The 13,986-nt window shown below is 73.3% G+C and carries 15 protein-coding genes; 2 read left to right on the forward strand and 13 right to left on the reverse strand.

Features of this window, described 5'->3' with window-relative positions; translation table 11 throughout:
* Position 1: 1 nt before the first annotated feature.
* The 10 genes from BLT52_RS09675 to BLT52_RS09720 all read right to left on the reverse strand — a co-directional run bounded on the left by BLT52_RS09675 (position 2) and on the right by BLT52_RS09720 (position 8,839).
* Positions 2 to 1,120 (reverse strand): glucose-1-phosphate adenylyltransferase family protein, encoded by a 1,119-nt coding sequence (locus BLT52_RS09675; protein WP_090592780.1) that lies wholly within the window; start codon positions 1,118 to 1,120, stop codon positions 2 to 4.
* Positions 1,121 to 1,226: 106 nt separating this feature from the next.
* Complete coding sequence (locus BLT52_RS09680; protein ID WP_197679274.1) at positions 1,227 to 1,883, reverse strand: A24 family peptidase; 657 nt, start codon at positions 1,881 to 1,883, stop codon at positions 1,227 to 1,229.
* Positions 1,880 to 2,779, reverse strand: a complete 900-nt coding sequence (locus tag BLT52_RS09685; RefSeq protein WP_090592782.1) for a type II secretion system F family protein — start codon at positions 2,777 to 2,779, stop codon at positions 1,880 to 1,882. The genes BLT52_RS09680 and BLT52_RS09685 overlap by 4 nt, the downstream gene beginning before the upstream one ends.
* A gap of 13 nt (positions 2,780 to 2,792) precedes the next feature.
* Positions 2,793 to 3,737 carry a type II secretion system F family protein gene (locus BLT52_RS09690; RefSeq protein WP_090592784.1) on the reverse strand — a complete coding sequence of 315 codons (945 nt, stop codon included), beginning with the start codon at positions 3,735 to 3,737 and terminating at the stop codon, positions 2,793 to 2,795.
* Positions 3,734 to 5,191, reverse strand: a complete 1,458-nt coding sequence (locus tag BLT52_RS09695; protein WP_090592787.1) for a CpaF family protein — start codon at positions 5,189 to 5,191, stop codon at positions 3,734 to 3,736. The genes BLT52_RS09690 and BLT52_RS09695 overlap by 4 nt, the downstream gene beginning before the upstream one ends.
* Positions 5,191 to 6,453 carry an AAA family ATPase gene (locus BLT52_RS09700; RefSeq protein WP_090592788.1) on the reverse strand — a complete coding sequence of 421 codons (1,263 nt, stop codon included), beginning with the start codon at positions 6,451 to 6,453 and terminating at the stop codon, positions 5,191 to 5,193. Before BLT52_RS09700 ends, BLT52_RS09695 begins: the two co-directional genes overlap by 1 nt.
* Positions 6,450 to 7,181, reverse strand: a complete 732-nt coding sequence (cpaB, locus tag BLT52_RS09705) for a Flp pilus assembly protein CpaB (RefSeq protein ID WP_090592791.1) — start codon at positions 7,179 to 7,181, stop codon at positions 6,450 to 6,452. Before cpaB ends, BLT52_RS09700 begins: the two co-directional genes overlap by 4 nt.
* Before the next feature lie 14 nt (positions 7,182 to 7,195).
* Entirely contained in the window at positions 7,196 to 8,155 is a 960-nt protein-coding gene (locus BLT52_RS09710; RefSeq protein WP_090592794.1) for a TadE/TadG family type IV pilus assembly protein, read from the reverse strand.
* Positions 8,152 to 8,538 carry a TadE/TadG family type IV pilus assembly protein gene (locus BLT52_RS09715; protein WP_090592795.1) on the reverse strand — a complete coding sequence of 129 codons (387 nt, stop codon included), beginning with the start codon at positions 8,536 to 8,538 and terminating at the stop codon, positions 8,152 to 8,154. The genes BLT52_RS09710 and BLT52_RS09715 overlap by 4 nt, the downstream gene beginning before the upstream one ends.
* A gap of 82 nt (positions 8,539 to 8,620) precedes the next feature.
* Positions 8,621 to 8,839: a Flp family type IVb pilin gene (locus tag BLT52_RS09720; protein WP_090592798.1), complete on the reverse strand. Its 219-nt coding sequence runs from the start codon at positions 8,837 to 8,839 to the stop codon at positions 8,621 to 8,623.
* A gap of 336 nt (positions 8,840 to 9,175) precedes the next feature.
* Between BLT52_RS09720 and BLT52_RS09725 the strand changes: the two genes are divergently transcribed.
* Both BLT52_RS09725 and BLT52_RS09730 read left to right on the forward strand, forming a co-directional pair.
* Positions 9,176 to 9,814: a TetR/AcrR family transcriptional regulator gene (locus BLT52_RS09725; protein ID WP_090592799.1), complete on the forward strand. Its 639-nt coding sequence runs from the start codon at positions 9,176 to 9,178 to the stop codon at positions 9,812 to 9,814.
* Positions 9,815 to 9,916: 102 nt separating this feature from the next.
* Positions 9,917 to 10,645, forward strand: coding sequence for a copper homeostasis protein CutC (locus tag BLT52_RS09730; RefSeq protein ID WP_090592802.1), 729 nt, complete (start codon positions 9,917 to 9,919; stop codon positions 10,643 to 10,645).
* On the opposite strand, the gene BLT52_RS09735 is transcribed toward BLT52_RS09730, so the two are convergent.
* The 3 genes from BLT52_RS09735 to BLT52_RS09745 are packed head-to-tail and all read right to left on the reverse strand — an operon-like array spanning position 10,612 to position 13,979.
* Positions 10,612 to 11,370, reverse strand: coding sequence for a GntR family transcriptional regulator (locus BLT52_RS09735; protein WP_090592805.1), 759 nt, complete (start codon positions 11,368 to 11,370; stop codon positions 10,612 to 10,614). The genes BLT52_RS09730 and BLT52_RS09735 overlap by 34 nt on opposite strands.
* Before the next feature lie 12 nt (positions 11,371 to 11,382).
* Entirely contained in the window at positions 11,383 to 12,912 is a 1,530-nt protein-coding gene (locus tag BLT52_RS09740; RefSeq protein WP_090592806.1) for a CoA-acylating methylmalonate-semialdehyde dehydrogenase, read from the reverse strand.
* Positions 12,909 to 13,979 carry a Gfo/Idh/MocA family protein gene (locus BLT52_RS09745; RefSeq protein WP_090592808.1) on the reverse strand — a complete coding sequence of 357 codons (1,071 nt, stop codon included), beginning with the start codon at positions 13,977 to 13,979 and terminating at the stop codon, positions 12,909 to 12,911. The genes BLT52_RS09740 and BLT52_RS09745 overlap by 4 nt, the downstream gene beginning before the upstream one ends.
* Positions 13,980 to 13,986: the final 7 nt, after the last annotated feature.

A 13,986-nucleotide genomic window follows, 5' to 3' on the forward strand; every position in this document is an offset into this window, starting at 1 on the left:
CTCAGCGGACCGGCTCGCCGTCGCGGTCGACGACCAGCACCTCGTCCCCGCCGACCCTGTCCTCGGTGAGCACGGCGCCGGAGTCCACCACGGCGCGGCGCACGGTCACCCCGGAGCGGACCACCACCCCGTCCAGCAGCACGGCGTCCTCGACCACGCACCCGGGTTCGAGCACGCAGCCCTGCCCGACCACGCTGTCGCGGACCGTGCCCGACACCTGGGCGCCGCCACCGAGCAGGGACCGCCTCAGCTCCGTCGCCTGCTCGACCCGGACCGGACGCGGGTCGGTCACCGAGGTCAGGACCGGCCAGCGGGGGTCGCCCAGCTCGACCCCGCGCCCGGCCAGCAGGTCCTGGTGGGCCTGGTGGTAGCTCGGCACCGTGCCCAGGTCGCGCCAGTAGCCGGGCAGCCGGTGCTCCACCACCGTGTGGTGCGCCAGCAGGTACGGCACGAGGCTGTCGCCGTAGTCGCCCAGCTCGGTCCCGGACTCCACCAGGGTCTCGACGGCCGCGAGCAGGACGCGGGTGTCGTAGAGGAACACCTCCGTGGCCACCACGTCCGAGGCGGGTCGCTCGGGCTTGTAGGCGAACCCGGTGACGCGGCCGTCCTCGACCTCGACCACCCCGTGCTGGGACGGGTCGGGGGCCTCGCGGGTGGTCACCATGGTCAGGTCCGCGCCGGCCTCGAGGTGGGTGTCGACCACCTCGCGGAAGTCCAGGGTGTAGAGGTGGTCGGCGGAGGTCACCAGCACCAGGTCCGGGTCGGCCTCGGCGACCAGCGGGGCCTGGCGGGCCAGCGCGTCGGCGTTGCCGTCGGCGAAGCCCTCGCCCTCGGTGCCCTGGTAGGGCGGCAGCACCACCAGACCGCCACGGGTGCGGTCCAGGTCCCAGGGCCGGCCGTTGGCCAGGTGGTCGTTGAGGGAGTGCGGGAGGTACTGCTCCACCACCCACACGTCGCTGATGCCGGAGTGGGTGAGGTTGGAGAGCACCACGTCGACCAGCCGGTGGCTGCCGGCCAGCGGCAGCGCGGGCTTGGCCCGGTGGTCGGTGAGCGGGGCCAGCCGGCCGCCGCGTCCACCGGCGAGCACCAGGGCGAGCACACGGGGGTGACGCGGGGCCATGGTGGTCCTCCTCCTGCCGAGGGCCACCACCACACCGTGGTGGCACCAGGAGGACACGGTATGCCAGCGGCTCGGCCGGCGGTCCGGACCCGGGATCGGCTGCCCGTCAGGCGAAGGCCGGGAGGACGACCGGTCCCCAGGCGGCTCCTGCCACCGCACCGAGCACCATGCAGGGACCGAACGGGAACGCGCTGTCGCGGGTGGCGCGGCGGAGAAGGAGCAGGACCAGGGCCACCACCGCGCTCACCGCGAAGGCGGCCAGGCCGCCGAGCACCAGCTCGGACCAGCCCAGCCACCCGAGGAAGCCCCCCACCACCCCGGAGAGCTTGACGTCGCCGAGCCCCAGGTTCGACGGGGCCGCCAGGGCCAGGGCGAGGTAGACCAGGACCAGGAGCCCGGCGGAGAGGGCGGCCCGGGCCAGGTCGCCCCACCCTCCGGTCAGCAGCGCGGAGGAGGCGAGGCCGACCCCGAGCACCAGGTACATCGGTGCCACCACCGCGTCAGGGAGCCGGAGGACCGCGAGGTCGACCACCACCAGCAGGGCCGCGCCCACGGCCAGCAGGGCGAACACGACCAGCTCGGGCCGGCTGCTGGCCAGCACGGCGGCGCCGGCCCCACCCACGGCGGCGAGAGGGGTGGTGACGCGACGACGGAGCCACCGGGAGTCGGTGCCGGCGAGCGAGCGCGCCCACGGCTGCAGCAGCAGGGCGGCGACCCCGCAGGCGACGGCGGTGAGCGCCACTCCCAGCGCTCCCACGGTCACCGGAACGCGGCGACCATGCTGAGGGCCGCCGGCCCGAGGAGCACGATGAACAGCACGGGCAGGATGCACAGCATCAGCGGGAAGATGACCTTCACCGGGATCTGCATGGCCTTCTCCTCCGCCCGCTGGCGCCGCTTCATCCGCATCTCGGCGGCCTGGGTCCGCAGCACGTCGGCGATCGAGACCCCGTAGGCGTCGGCCTGGATGACGGCACGGATGAAGCGTCGCAGGTCCGGTGCGTCGGTGCGGGCAGCCAGGGCCTGGTAGGCCTCACGCCGGGAACGACCCATCTGGACGTCCTGCAGCGTCCGTACCAGCTCCTCGGCCAGAGGGCCCTTCCCGTTGCGCCCGGCGCGGGCCATGGCCGAGTCGAAGCCCAGCCCGGCCTCCACCGCGATGGTCATCTGGTCCAGGGTGTCGGCCAGCTCGAGGGTGATCTGCTGGCTGCGCTCCTGACCGCGGCTGTGCAGCAGCAGGTCCGGCACGAACCAGCACACCACCGTCACCACCACGGCGAGCAGCACCAGCAGCAGGCTGGGACTGGCGCCGAGGGCGAGCAGCCACAGCACCGCCGACGCCACCGGGAGCCCCAGCTTGACCACGATGACCCGCTCCAGCGGCCACGCGGCGGGTCGTCCGGCCCGAGACAGCAGGCGCTCGAGCCGGGCGAGCGTGCCGGCCGGCGTCAGCCGGCGGGCCAGCCGGACCCTGCCGTCCGGCTGGGCCGCGCCCCCGGCTCCGCCGGCCCCGGCGTCCTCGGCGGGGGTGGGCCGACCGCGCTGGAGGCTGGCCAGCGCCAGCTGACGGCGTCGGTCAGGACCTGCGAGCAGGGTCCAGGCGAGCAGGCCCAGCGACAGGCTGGTGGCTGCGGCGGCGGCGAGGACGAGAGGGGGCACCGGATCTCCTGGCTCAGAACCTGAAGCTGACGACTTTGCGCATCCACAGCGCGCCGACGACCATCAGCACCACGCTGAGGACGATCAGGCCGTAGCCGGCGAGGCTCTGGGTGAAGGCGAGGACGTAGCCGGGGTTGGTCACGCCGAGGAACAGGGTGATGCCGACGGGCAGCCCCATCAGCACGTAGGCCGACAGCTTGCCCTCGGCGCTCAGCGCCTGCACCTGGCGACGGATCTGGTTGCGCTCGCGGATGGTGTGACCCACCCCGTCCAGCACCTCGGCCAGGTTGCCGCCGACCTCGCGGTTGATGGCGATGGCCTGGGTGACCCAGGCGAAGTCGTCGCTGCGCATCCGTGCGGCTGCCTCCTCCAGGGCCCTGCCCACCTCGCGGCCCACCCGGGTCTCGTTGATGATGCGGGCGAACTCCTCCGAGGTGGGCTCCTCCGCCTCCCGCGACACCGAGTCCAGCGACTGCAGCAGGCTGTAACCGGCCCGGAGGCTGCTGGCCAGCAGCTGCAGCGAGTCCTCCAGCTGGTTGGCGAAGGCCTTCTGCCGACGCCCGGTGCGGAGGCCCAGGTAGATCTTGGCCAGCAGCGGCACGGCCAGGGCCATCAGCACCCCGACCAGCAGGTGCACCGCCACCGTGCCCAGCCCCAGGGCGAGCACGGCCGCACCGACGACCCAGAGCACGAAGTCCTGCTGCCGCATCTTGAGGCCGGCCTGCTCCAGCGCGGCGGCACCGGCCCGGCCGCGGTCGCCGCGGTTCAACGGCCCCTCGACGAGGGTGGCGGCCTTGGCCGCGCCGGTGGTCAGCAGCCCGGGTGGCGGGGCGGCTCCCGGTCGCCGGCGGGAGAGCGGCAACCGCGTCGGCCCCGGCGCCACCAGGAGGTAGACCAGCGTCAGGACGCCGAGGGCGCAGGCCAGCACACCGGCCACCAGCAGGTGCCCGGGGGTCACCGCCGGTACCGGGTGTCGGGGGCGCCGAAGACCCGCGGGGAGACGGAGATGCCCAGCTCGTCGAAGCGGTCGGTGAACCGTGGCCGGACCCCGGTGGGCACCGGGCGACCGAGGAACCGCCCACTGGCGTCGACGCCCGCGGAGTAGTCGAACAGGAAGGCGTCCTGCAGGGTGACGGTCTCGCCCTCCATGCCCTGCACCTCGGTGACGGCCGTGACCCGCCGGGTGCCGTCGCGGAGGCGGGAGAGCTGGATGATGACGTCGACCGCCGAGGCGATCTGCTCCCGGATGGCTCGCAGGGGCAGGTCCATGCCAGCCATCAGCACCAGGGTCTCCATCCGCGCGATCGCGTCACGGGGGGAGTTGGCGTGCACGGTGGACAGCGACCCGTCGTGACCGGTGTTCATGGCCTGCAGCATGTCCAGGCACTCCCCGCTGCGGACCTCGCCCACCACGATCCGGTCCGGTCGCATCCGCAGGGAGTTGCGGACCAGGTCGCGGATGGTGACCTCGCCGCGGCCCTCGATGTTGGGCGGGCGGCTCTCCAGCCGGACCAGGTGCTCCTGCTGCAGCTGCAGCTCGACGGCGTCCTCGATGGTGACGATCCGCTCGCCCTGGGGGATGAAGGAGGAGAGCACGTTGAGCAGGGTGGTCTTCCCGCTGCCGGTGCCGCCGGAGACGATGATGTTGAGCCGGGCCTGCACGCAGGCCTGCAGCAGCTCCGCCATCTCGGGGGTGAGGGTGCCGAAGCCGATCAGGTCCTGCACCTTGAACGGGTCCTTGGCGAACTTGCGGATGGTCAGCGACGAGCCGTTGAAGGCCAGCGGCGGGATCACCGCGTTGACCCGGGAGCCGTCGGCGAGGCGGGCGTCCACGAGCGGGGAGGACTCGTCGATCCGCCGCCCGACCCGGGACACGATGCGCTCGATCACCCGGCGCAGGTGCTCCTCGGAGGCGAACCGCACGCCGGCCCTGGTCAGCTTGCCGTTCTGCTCGACGTAGACCGCGTCCGGGCCGTTGACCATGATCTCGGTGACCGTCGGGTCGTCCAGCAGCCGCTGCAGCGGCCCGTGGCCCAGCACCTCGTCCTGGACGTCGGAGATCAGCCGCTGCCGCTGCTCCCCGCTGAGCGGGACCTTCTCCTCCTCGACGACGCGGGCCAGCTCGGTGCGCACCAGGGAGTGCAGCTGGTGCTCGCTGAGCGAGGGGTCGTTGAGCCGCCCGCCGATCCGGGAGAAGAGCTCCTCGGCCGCCCGGTTCTTGAGCTTGCCCAGGGCGTCGCCGGCCGCCGACGGCTGGGCGGGGGCGGAGGTCGTCGGCTGGGGGGCCCGTGGTGGTGACGTGCCCGCCTCGGGCGGGGCAGGTGCCGGCTCGGCCGTCGCCCCCTCCGTCGGCACGAGGTTCGTGGGGTGGGCCGGCGCGGTCGTGCCGCGGAGCCGGTCGGAGAGCTTCATCAGGCCACCGCCGTCCTGGTCCGGCGCCAGCGCGAGGCGGCACGGCGGGGCGGCACCTTGGGCTTCTTGGTCGGGTAGGAGCCGGTGGCCTCGGGTCCCGGCGGCACCGCTGCACCGTCCGCCCCCACGAACCGGTCCACCAGTGCGGACAGCTGCTTGGTCATGGGGTCGCGGCGACCGCTCTGCAGCAGGGGCACGCCCTGGTCGACGGAGTCCGGGACGGCCTTCGAGCGCGGCAGCTGGACGTCGACGCCGGTGCCGATGGTGAACTCGACGTCGGCGATCGTGAGCAGGCTCCTGGGGTCGGCGAAGTTGAGCACGACGTGGTGCGAGGACGGCAGCAGCTCCAGCTTGCGCAGGGTGTCCAGCTCCTTGCGCATCCCGCGCACGCCCGGGACGTCCATGCTGGTGAGCAGCAGCAGGTCGGTGGTCTGGTCCAGCGCCGCGAGGGTGTGCTCCGACAGCCCGGGGGCGGTGTCGACCACCACGTAGCGGAACTCCGCGGCCAGCATCTGCAGCAGCCGGGCGACGTCCCCCTCGGTGATCGTGTCCGCGTCGGCGGGGGAGTCGGGTGCGCAGATGACGTAGAGGCCGGTGCTGTGGCGCGTCAGGACGGTCTTCAGCACCATGGAGTCCGTGCTGGCCGCGCCGCGCACGGTGTCGACCAGGAAGTACTCCGGCTCGAGGTCCAGGGCGCTGGAGACGTCACCGAACTGGATGTCCAGGTCGACCAGCACGACCGTGCTGGGGAACCGCTGGGCCAGCCCGACGGCCAGGTTGGCCGCGACCGTGGTCTTGCCCACGCCGCCCTTGGGCGACACGACGCTGATCACGCGACCGGCGGCGGTGTGCGAGGAGGCGGACCCGGCGGCCGCGACGCTGGCCCGGGCGGCCGCCGACCTCGCGGCCAGCTCCAGGGCCAGCTTGATCTCGGCGGGCCCGGCCTCGGCCGGCAGCAGGTCGCGGACGCCGGCGCGCAGTGCCGCCAGCGCCGTCTCCGGCCCCTGGTCGCCCACCAGCACGACGCTGATCTGCGGGCACTGCTGGGCCAGCCGACCCGCCAGGGCGACGGCCTGGGCCGGGTCGGGACGCAGGTCGAGGACGACGACGTCCGGGGCCGGCGCGCCGCCGAGCTGGGCGAACAGCTGCCCGGCGTCGGCCGGGACCTCAGCAGCGCGCAGCGGCAGGAAGGCGCCGCCGGTGGCCTGGTGGACCCGCTGCTCGAGCTCCTCGGACGGGCTGACCAGCAGGATGCGGCTCACTCGTACACCTCCTCGTCGGTGATGACGTCGGTGTCGGACTGGTCGACGTCCTCGTCCTGCAGGGACAGCCACACGGTGCCGTGCTCGGCGCCGAAGACCAGACGCTCGGTCTGCCCGCCGTCCACGGCCAGCGTGACCAGCAGGCTGGACTCGGGCAGCGGGGCGGCGTCCTCCGCGGCGGCCTCCTCGGCCTCCCCGTCGGCCGGGGGTGCGTAGCCACCCTGGACGCGGGTGACCAGCACCTCCTGCAGCGCCAGGTGGGTGCGGGCCGGCTCGTCGAGGCTGATCAGCACGCCGACCAGGTCCCCGGGGGCGACCTCGCCGCCGACCACGCGCTGCGGGTCGAGCAGGACCGACACCTGCTGCAGACCCTGCGGCACCTCCACCTCGGACTGCTGGGCCTGCGCGGCCGGGTCGGCGAAGCGGGCGGCCAGCACCTGCTCCCCGGGCTGCAGCTCGGTGGAGGTGACCAGGCCTTGCACCTCCGCCAGGGTGGACAGCGCACCGTCGGGGACGGCCATCGCGGGGAGCTGCTGGAGCCGGACCAGGTCGCGCAGGTCCTCCGCGGCGGTGTCCTGCGGGACCGTCGCGGTGGTGACCAGGACGTCCACGGTCTGCATCCCCGCGAGAGCCCGCTGGTCGGCGGTGCTGGCGTAGGCGAGCACCAGCACACCGCCCACGGCGGCCAGGAGGACCGCGACGACCGCGGCGACGACTCGACGTCTCATGGTGGGCTCTCTGGTCAGTCGGTGAGGGAGACGATGGACGCGCCCAGCTGGGGTGCGGTCGTGGAGTACTCGAACGCGTCGTCGAGCTCGACCATCGTGGTGAAGTAGCCGCGGATGCAGCGGTCGTTGCCGTTGCAGGGACTCCCGTAGGAGTTCTGGCCGCCGAAGTGGTAGGCGGTCACCCGGAAGGCGGCGTAGGCGTAGACGTGGTAGGTCGCACTCGAGCCGGTGCCCTGGTACCGGTCGAAGATGGGCAGCAGCACGGTGGTGTCGAGCATCCCGACGAGGTCGGCGCTCGTGCAGGTGCTGGGGACGGAGCTGCCCGGGTCGGTGGGCACGTCCATCGAGATGGTGCTGCTGGCTCGACAGGTGCCGGGGTCGGTGCGCAACCAGCCGAAACCGCCCGGGACGAGGTTGCCCGACGGCCCGGTGCACCCGGTGTCGGAGGTCTTCGTCTGGAAGATCGTGTGACGCGTGGTGCTCGAGGGCAGTCCGCCCCCGGTCTGCTGCTCGAACTCGCACCAGCCGAAGGCCAGTGGGAGGACCGCGCTCCCGCCGGTGGGCGAACCCCACCGGACGGTGGCCCGGGCGCTGAGGTCGGCCTGGTCGAAGCCCAGCAGCGGGGCGAAGACGTGCTGGGTCACGGTGCTGGTGCGGACCGTGACCCGACCGGTGGCGGAGCTCAGGGCCGGGGTGAGCACCTGCGCCGAGGCGGTCCCGGCGATGAAGTTGGCCGAGGTGAGGCTGCTGGCGGTGGCCGACGGGGTGCCGCAGGCCTGCCGCGCGCAGTCCTGGGCGATGGCCAGGGCCGAGGCGTCGGCGCCGGTCTGCAGCTGCTGTCGCTCCGACCACATGGCGGACACGTCGATGGCGATGGCGGCGAACCCGATCAAGGGGATCATCAGCAGGGCCACGACCACGTTGACCGCGCCGCGCTCGTCGTGGGCGGTCCCGGAGCGGGACGGCCGGCTCATCCGTTGCACCGCATGACCGCCTTCCCGGTGAGGGTGACCGAGGCCCCGAAGAAGCCGCCGACGAAGTCCAGCGGGTACGTGATCCGCACCGTCGCCGTGCTGTCGGTCGCGCTGCTGGAGGCGCAGCTGGTGGGGGAGACGCTGATCTGGGAGCTGCTCAGCACCAGCGGGCTGGCCGCGGCCTGGGTGGCGGTCCGGGCGGCGGCGGCGTCGTCGTGCAGGGCCATCACCCGGACCCCCTCGCGGGCGGCGCCGGAGAGGGTCGTCTGGGCGTTGTAGGCCCGGCCGAACTCCGCGATGCCCACCACCAGCAGGAGCAGCAGCGGCACCACGAGGGCGAACTCGACAGCGGCAGCGCCACGTTCACGATCGGTGCGTCCCATCCTGCGCCTCCTCCCGGCAGGGGTCCCGGTGCAGCGGTCGAGCGGACCGCTGCACCGGGAAGGGGTGTCGAAGGAGCTCGGCTCAGGCGGCGGGGAGGCCGTTGAGCACCCGGACGAAGAGGGCGTTCAGGCGCGGGCCGAGCAGCAGCAGGGTGGCGATGATGGCCACGGCGATGAGGCCGACGAGGAGGCCGTACTCGACGGCGGTGGCGCCGCGGTCGCGGCGCGAGTCCAGACGGCCGGTGAGCGCGCTGAGGCCCATGCTCAGGGCGATGCTGAGGCGGACGTACATGCTGGTCATGGTGGATCCCTTCGTGTGTGTGGTGGCTCCGCCCCGATTCGGATCCAAGTGGCCGGCCGCGCTGCTGGACCGGACGAAGGAACAGTGACAGAACTTTGCCAACCGCGCAACTTTGAGATTCCGCAATCTTGCGACACAGGCGAGATTGCGAAGGTGGACGGTTACAACCGTGTAACGGTGCGGATCTCTTGCTCAAGGAGCCAGATTGATGCTACAACTACCTCGCCCGTGGGCGAGGTGGGAACAGCGTCCATGGAGGCCGCATGTCGGTCCCGACGAACTTTGCGGATCACGCAAACACGCCCGGGCTGCAACCCCATCGGTTAGGGTGACCTCATGAGCGATTCGGGGATCGGCCTACGAGAGATCAAGAAGCAGATGACCAGGGAGTCCATCGCGGACGCGGCGCTGAGCCTGGCGCTGGAGAAGGGGCTGGAGGAGGTGACCATCGAGGAGATCGCCCAGCTGGCCTTCGTGTCGCCGCGGACGTTCTCCAACTACTTCAGCTGCAAGGAGGAGGCGGTCGCCACCGCGGGCACCCAGCACAACCACGAGCTCTTCGACGAGCTCGCCGCGCGCCCGCAGGACGAGGCGCCGCTGCGGTCGATGGCCACGATCATGGTGGAGGCGGTGCAGGGCCTCAGCGACGAGCAGCTGGCCAAGACCGCCAGCAAGCTGCGGCTGAGCCTGCAGCACCCGTCGCTGCGGGCCTTCCAGACGGCGCAGTACGACGCCATCGAGGCCGGCCTGCGCGAGGTCGTGGCCACCCGGAGCGGGACGTCCCTGGAGCGCGACCTCTACCCCTGGCTGGTCACCTCCGTGGCCGTGGGCGCGGTCAGGGCGGCCACCTCCTTGTGGTTGCGCTCCGGGGCCGGGCGCGACCGGCTGCCCGAGCTGATGACCGCCGCCTTCGACCGGGTGTCGGAGGGGCTGCCGGCCCCCGAGCACCAGGGGGCGCGCGGCGGTCGCGGCTGAGCGGCGACGACCGACCCGCCGCCACGGCGGCCCGGTTACCGGCTCGGGCCCTGCTGCTGCGCGAGGATGCAGGCAGGACGCACCCGAGGAGGCACGACCGCCATGACCGGCTTGCTGGAGGTGCTGGTGCTGCACGCCGCCGACGCGCGACGGGCGGCCGAGGGCGGGGCCGACCGGCTCCACCTGGTCGGCGCGCCCGAGGTCGACGGCCCGTCACCGACGCCGGACCTGGTCGCGGAGGTGTGCGCGGCCGTGGACGTCCCGGTCCGGGTCACGCTGCGGCTGCGCGAGGGGTTCGGCACCGACGGCGGGGAGGTGGTGCGGCTCCGCGGGCTGGCCTCGTCCTACCGCGACGCCGGGGCCGAGGGCATCGTGATGGGGTTCCTCGACGGCCACGGCGAGGTGGACACCCAGGTGCTGGAGGCCCTGCTCGAGGGCGGGGACTGGCCCTGGACCTGCTCCCGCGCCGTGGACCACGCCCTGGACACCGACCGGGCGTGGGCCCGGCTGGCCCGGCTGCCGCGGCTGGACCAGGTGCTCACGGCCGGGTCGGCCCGCGGGGTGGAGCAGGGTCTGGACGAGCTGATCCGCCGCGCCGACGACCCCTCCGTCGCGGCCGTGGTGATGGCCGGCGGTGAGCTGCACCCCGACCACCTGCCGTGGCTGGCCCGCGCCGGCGTCCGCGCCTTCCACATCGACCTGGACGCCCGTCCGCTGGGGTCGTGGAAGGCCTACGTGGACGCCGACCAGGTGCGCTCCTGGAAGTCCCTGGTCGACGACGTCGCGGCCCGGGCGGATCACCGGTCGAACAGGGTCACCTCGAAGGAGTAGTGCGAGGCCCGGTAGGCGTGGCGGCCGTACTCGATCAGCCGGCCGCGGTCGTCGTGGCTGGCCCGGTCCAGGGTGAGCAGCGGCGCCCCCGGGGCCTCCTCGAGCAGCGCCACCTCCTCGGGCCGCACGGCACGGGCGCCGATGCGCTCGTGAGCCACGACCGGCCGGATGCCCCGGTCGCGCAGGCACGCGTAGAGCCCCTGGCGCTGCAGGTCCTCCAGCGAGGGGGCCAGCGGGGCCGGCAGGTAGTTGGTCATCAGGGCCAGCGGCTGCCCGCCCGAGGAGCGCAGCCGGGTCAGCTCCAGCACCTGGCCGTCCACCTCCTCCCCGAGCACCTCGGCCGCCTCGGCGCTGGGCCGCCCGATCCGGTACTCCAGCACCGTGGTGGTCGGCGACTTCCCCCCGGCCACCAGGTCGTCCCAGAGCGAGGTCAGGGCCACGGGCCGGTTCACCTGGGAGTGCACCACCTGCGTGCCCACGCCGCGGCGCCGGACCACCAGCCCCTTGTCGACCAGCTCCTGGATCCCCTGCCGCGCGGTGGGCCGGGAGAGCCCGAGCCGCTGGGCCAGGGCCACCTCGTTCTCCAGCCGCATCCCCGGTCGCATCCGCCCCTCGGCGATCGCGGCCTCCAGGCCCTGGCTCAGCTGCAGGTAGAGCGGCACGGGGGAGCGCCGGTCCAGCCGGATGTCCAGGCGGACCGGCTCCTCCGCGGTCGGACCAGCCATGTCCCTCCTCGCTCAGACGTTCTGCGGGAACCCGAGGTCCACGCCGCCGTGGGCGGGGTCGGCCCAGCGGGTGGTGACGACCTTGCCACGGGTGTAGAAGTGCACGCCCTCCACGCCGTGGGCGTGGGTGTCGCCGAACAGGGAGCTCTTCCAGCCGCCGAAGCTGTAGTAGCCCACCGGGACCGGCACCGGCACGTTGATCCCCACCATGCCGACCTGCACCTCGTTCTCGAAGCGCCGGGCCGCGCCGCCGTCGTTGGTGAAGACCGAGACGCCGTTGCCGTAGGGGTTGGCGTTGATCAGGTCCAGCCCCTCGTCGAAGCCCCGCACCCGCACCACCGACAGCACCGGCCCGAAGATCTCGTCGGTGTAGATCGACATGTCGGTGCCCACGCGGTCGAACAGCGTGGGGCCCACGAAGAAGCCGTCGCCGTCGGCGTCGGGCTCGACCTCGCGGCCGTCGACCACCAGCTCGGCCCCGGCGGCCACGCCGGCGTCGATGTAGCCGGTGACCCGATCCTGGGCCGCCCTGGTGACCAGCGGGCCCATGTCGCAGCCGCGGCGGCCGTCGCCGGTGCGCAGCGAGCGCGCCCGCTCCGCGACCCGGGCGACCAGGTCGTCGGCCACGGTGTCCACCACGACCAGGGCCGAGACGGCCATGCACCGCTCACCGGCCGACCCGAAACCGGCGTTGACCGCGGAGTCCGCAGCCTGGTCCAGGTCGGCGTCGGGCAGCACCAGCATGTGGTTCTTCGCCCCGCCGAGGGCCTGCACCCGCTTGCCGTGCGAGGTGCCGGTCTCGTAGACGTAGCGGGCGATCGGGGTGGAGCCGACGAAGGAGATGGCGGCGACGTCGGGGGAGGTGAGCAGCCCGTCGACGGCGACCTTGTCCCCCTGCAGCACGTTGAAGACCCCGTCCGGCAGCCCGGCCTCGCGCCAGAGCGCCGCGATCCAGACCGCCGCGGTCGGCACCTTCTCGCTCGGCTTCAGCACCACCGTGTTGCCGGCGGCGATCGCGATCGGGAAGAACCACATCGGCACCATGGCCGGGAAGTTGAAGGGGGAGATGATCCCCACCACGCCCAGGGGCTGGCGCAGCGAGTGGACGTCGACGCCGGTCGAGGCGTTCTCGGTGTGCATCCCCTTGACCAGGTGGTTGATGCCGCAGGCCAGCTCCACGATCTCCTGGCCGCGGGAGACCTCGCCCAGGGCGTCCGACAGCACCTTGCCGTGCTCGGCGGTGATGATCTCGGCCAGCTCGGGCTTGCGCTCGTTGAGCAGCTCCCGGAAGCGGAAGAGGACCTGCGTGCGGCGGGCCAGCGACGTGTCGCGCCAGCCGGGGAAGGCGGCCCGGGCCGCGGAGACGGCGGCCTCGACGTCGTCCTCCGACGCCAGCGCGACGCGGCGGGACACCCGACCGGTGGCGGGATCGGTGACCTCACCGGTCCGGCCGCCGGTCCCTCCGACGGGGCCGCCGTCGATCCAGTGCCCGAGCGTCTCCAGCCCCGTCGTCTCGACGGTGCCGGTCAGGGTGTCGGTCATCTCTGCTCCTCGTGGTGGTCGGACGACGGTCCCGGGGGCCGGGTGGCCAGCTCGACGGGCACCGGGGCCCCGTCGGTGTCCAGGGCGCGGGCGGTGGCCTCGCAGACCACGGCCGCGGCGTAGCCGTCCCAGGCGGTGGCCGAGGTCGGGTCGACGCCCTCGCCGCGGCGGACGGCGTCCACCCACCGCTGCAGCTGGACGTCGTAGGCGTCGCGGAAGCGCGGGCGGAAGTCGGCGTGCACGCTGCCACCCCAGCGGCCCCCGGGCAGCTGGGTGGTGAGCCGCCCGACCTCGAGCCCGATGGTGGCGCTGCCGCGGGACCCCACCACCTCGGTGCGGACCTCGTAGCCGGCGGAGGTGGTCAGGTGGAGCTCGTCGGTGACCACCCTGCCGGAGGCGGTGCGGAAGAGGACCAGCATCGGGTCGTGGAGACCGGCGGGGGCGTTCTCGCTCGGGGTGGGCTTGAGCACCGAGGCGGAGACGATCTCCTCGCCGAGCAGGTAGCGGACCGAGTCGACCTCGTGCACGGCCGAGTCGTAGACCATCATCCGGTCGTCGAAGTGGCCCGGCACCGAGGCGTTGCGGTGCTTGCAGTGCACCATCAGCGGTGTCCCCAGCTCGCCGGCGGCGAGGCTGGCCCGCAGCTCCTCGTGCTCGCGGTCGAAGCGGCGCATGAAGCCGACCGAGACCAGGGGCGAGCCGTGCTCGGCCTCCCGGCGGACCACCTGGAGGGCGTCGGCGGGGTCGAGGGCCAGCGGCTTCTCGCACAGCACCGGACGTCCGATCTCCAGCGCGGCCAGCACCTGCTCGGCGTGGAAGCGCCCCGGGGAGGCGAGCAGCACCGCGTCCACGTCGTCGGCGGTGATCGCCTCGAAGGGGTCCTCCACCGCCCGGCAGCCCGGCACGGTGCCCGCCAGCCGGGACGCCTTGGCGGTGTCGAAGTCGTTGACCACCGACACCCGGGCGAACTTGGTGCGGGTGGCCAGCCGCTCGACGTGGTCGGCGCCCATCACGCCGACGCCGACGACGGCGACGCGGAGGTCCGGCGGCAGGGTGGTGGCGTCCATCGGTGCG

The sequence above is a fragment of the Auraticoccus monumenti genome (assembly GCF_900101785.1).
Lineage (GTDB): Bacteria > Actinomycetota > Actinomycetes > Propionibacteriales > Propionibacteriaceae > Auraticoccus > Auraticoccus monumenti.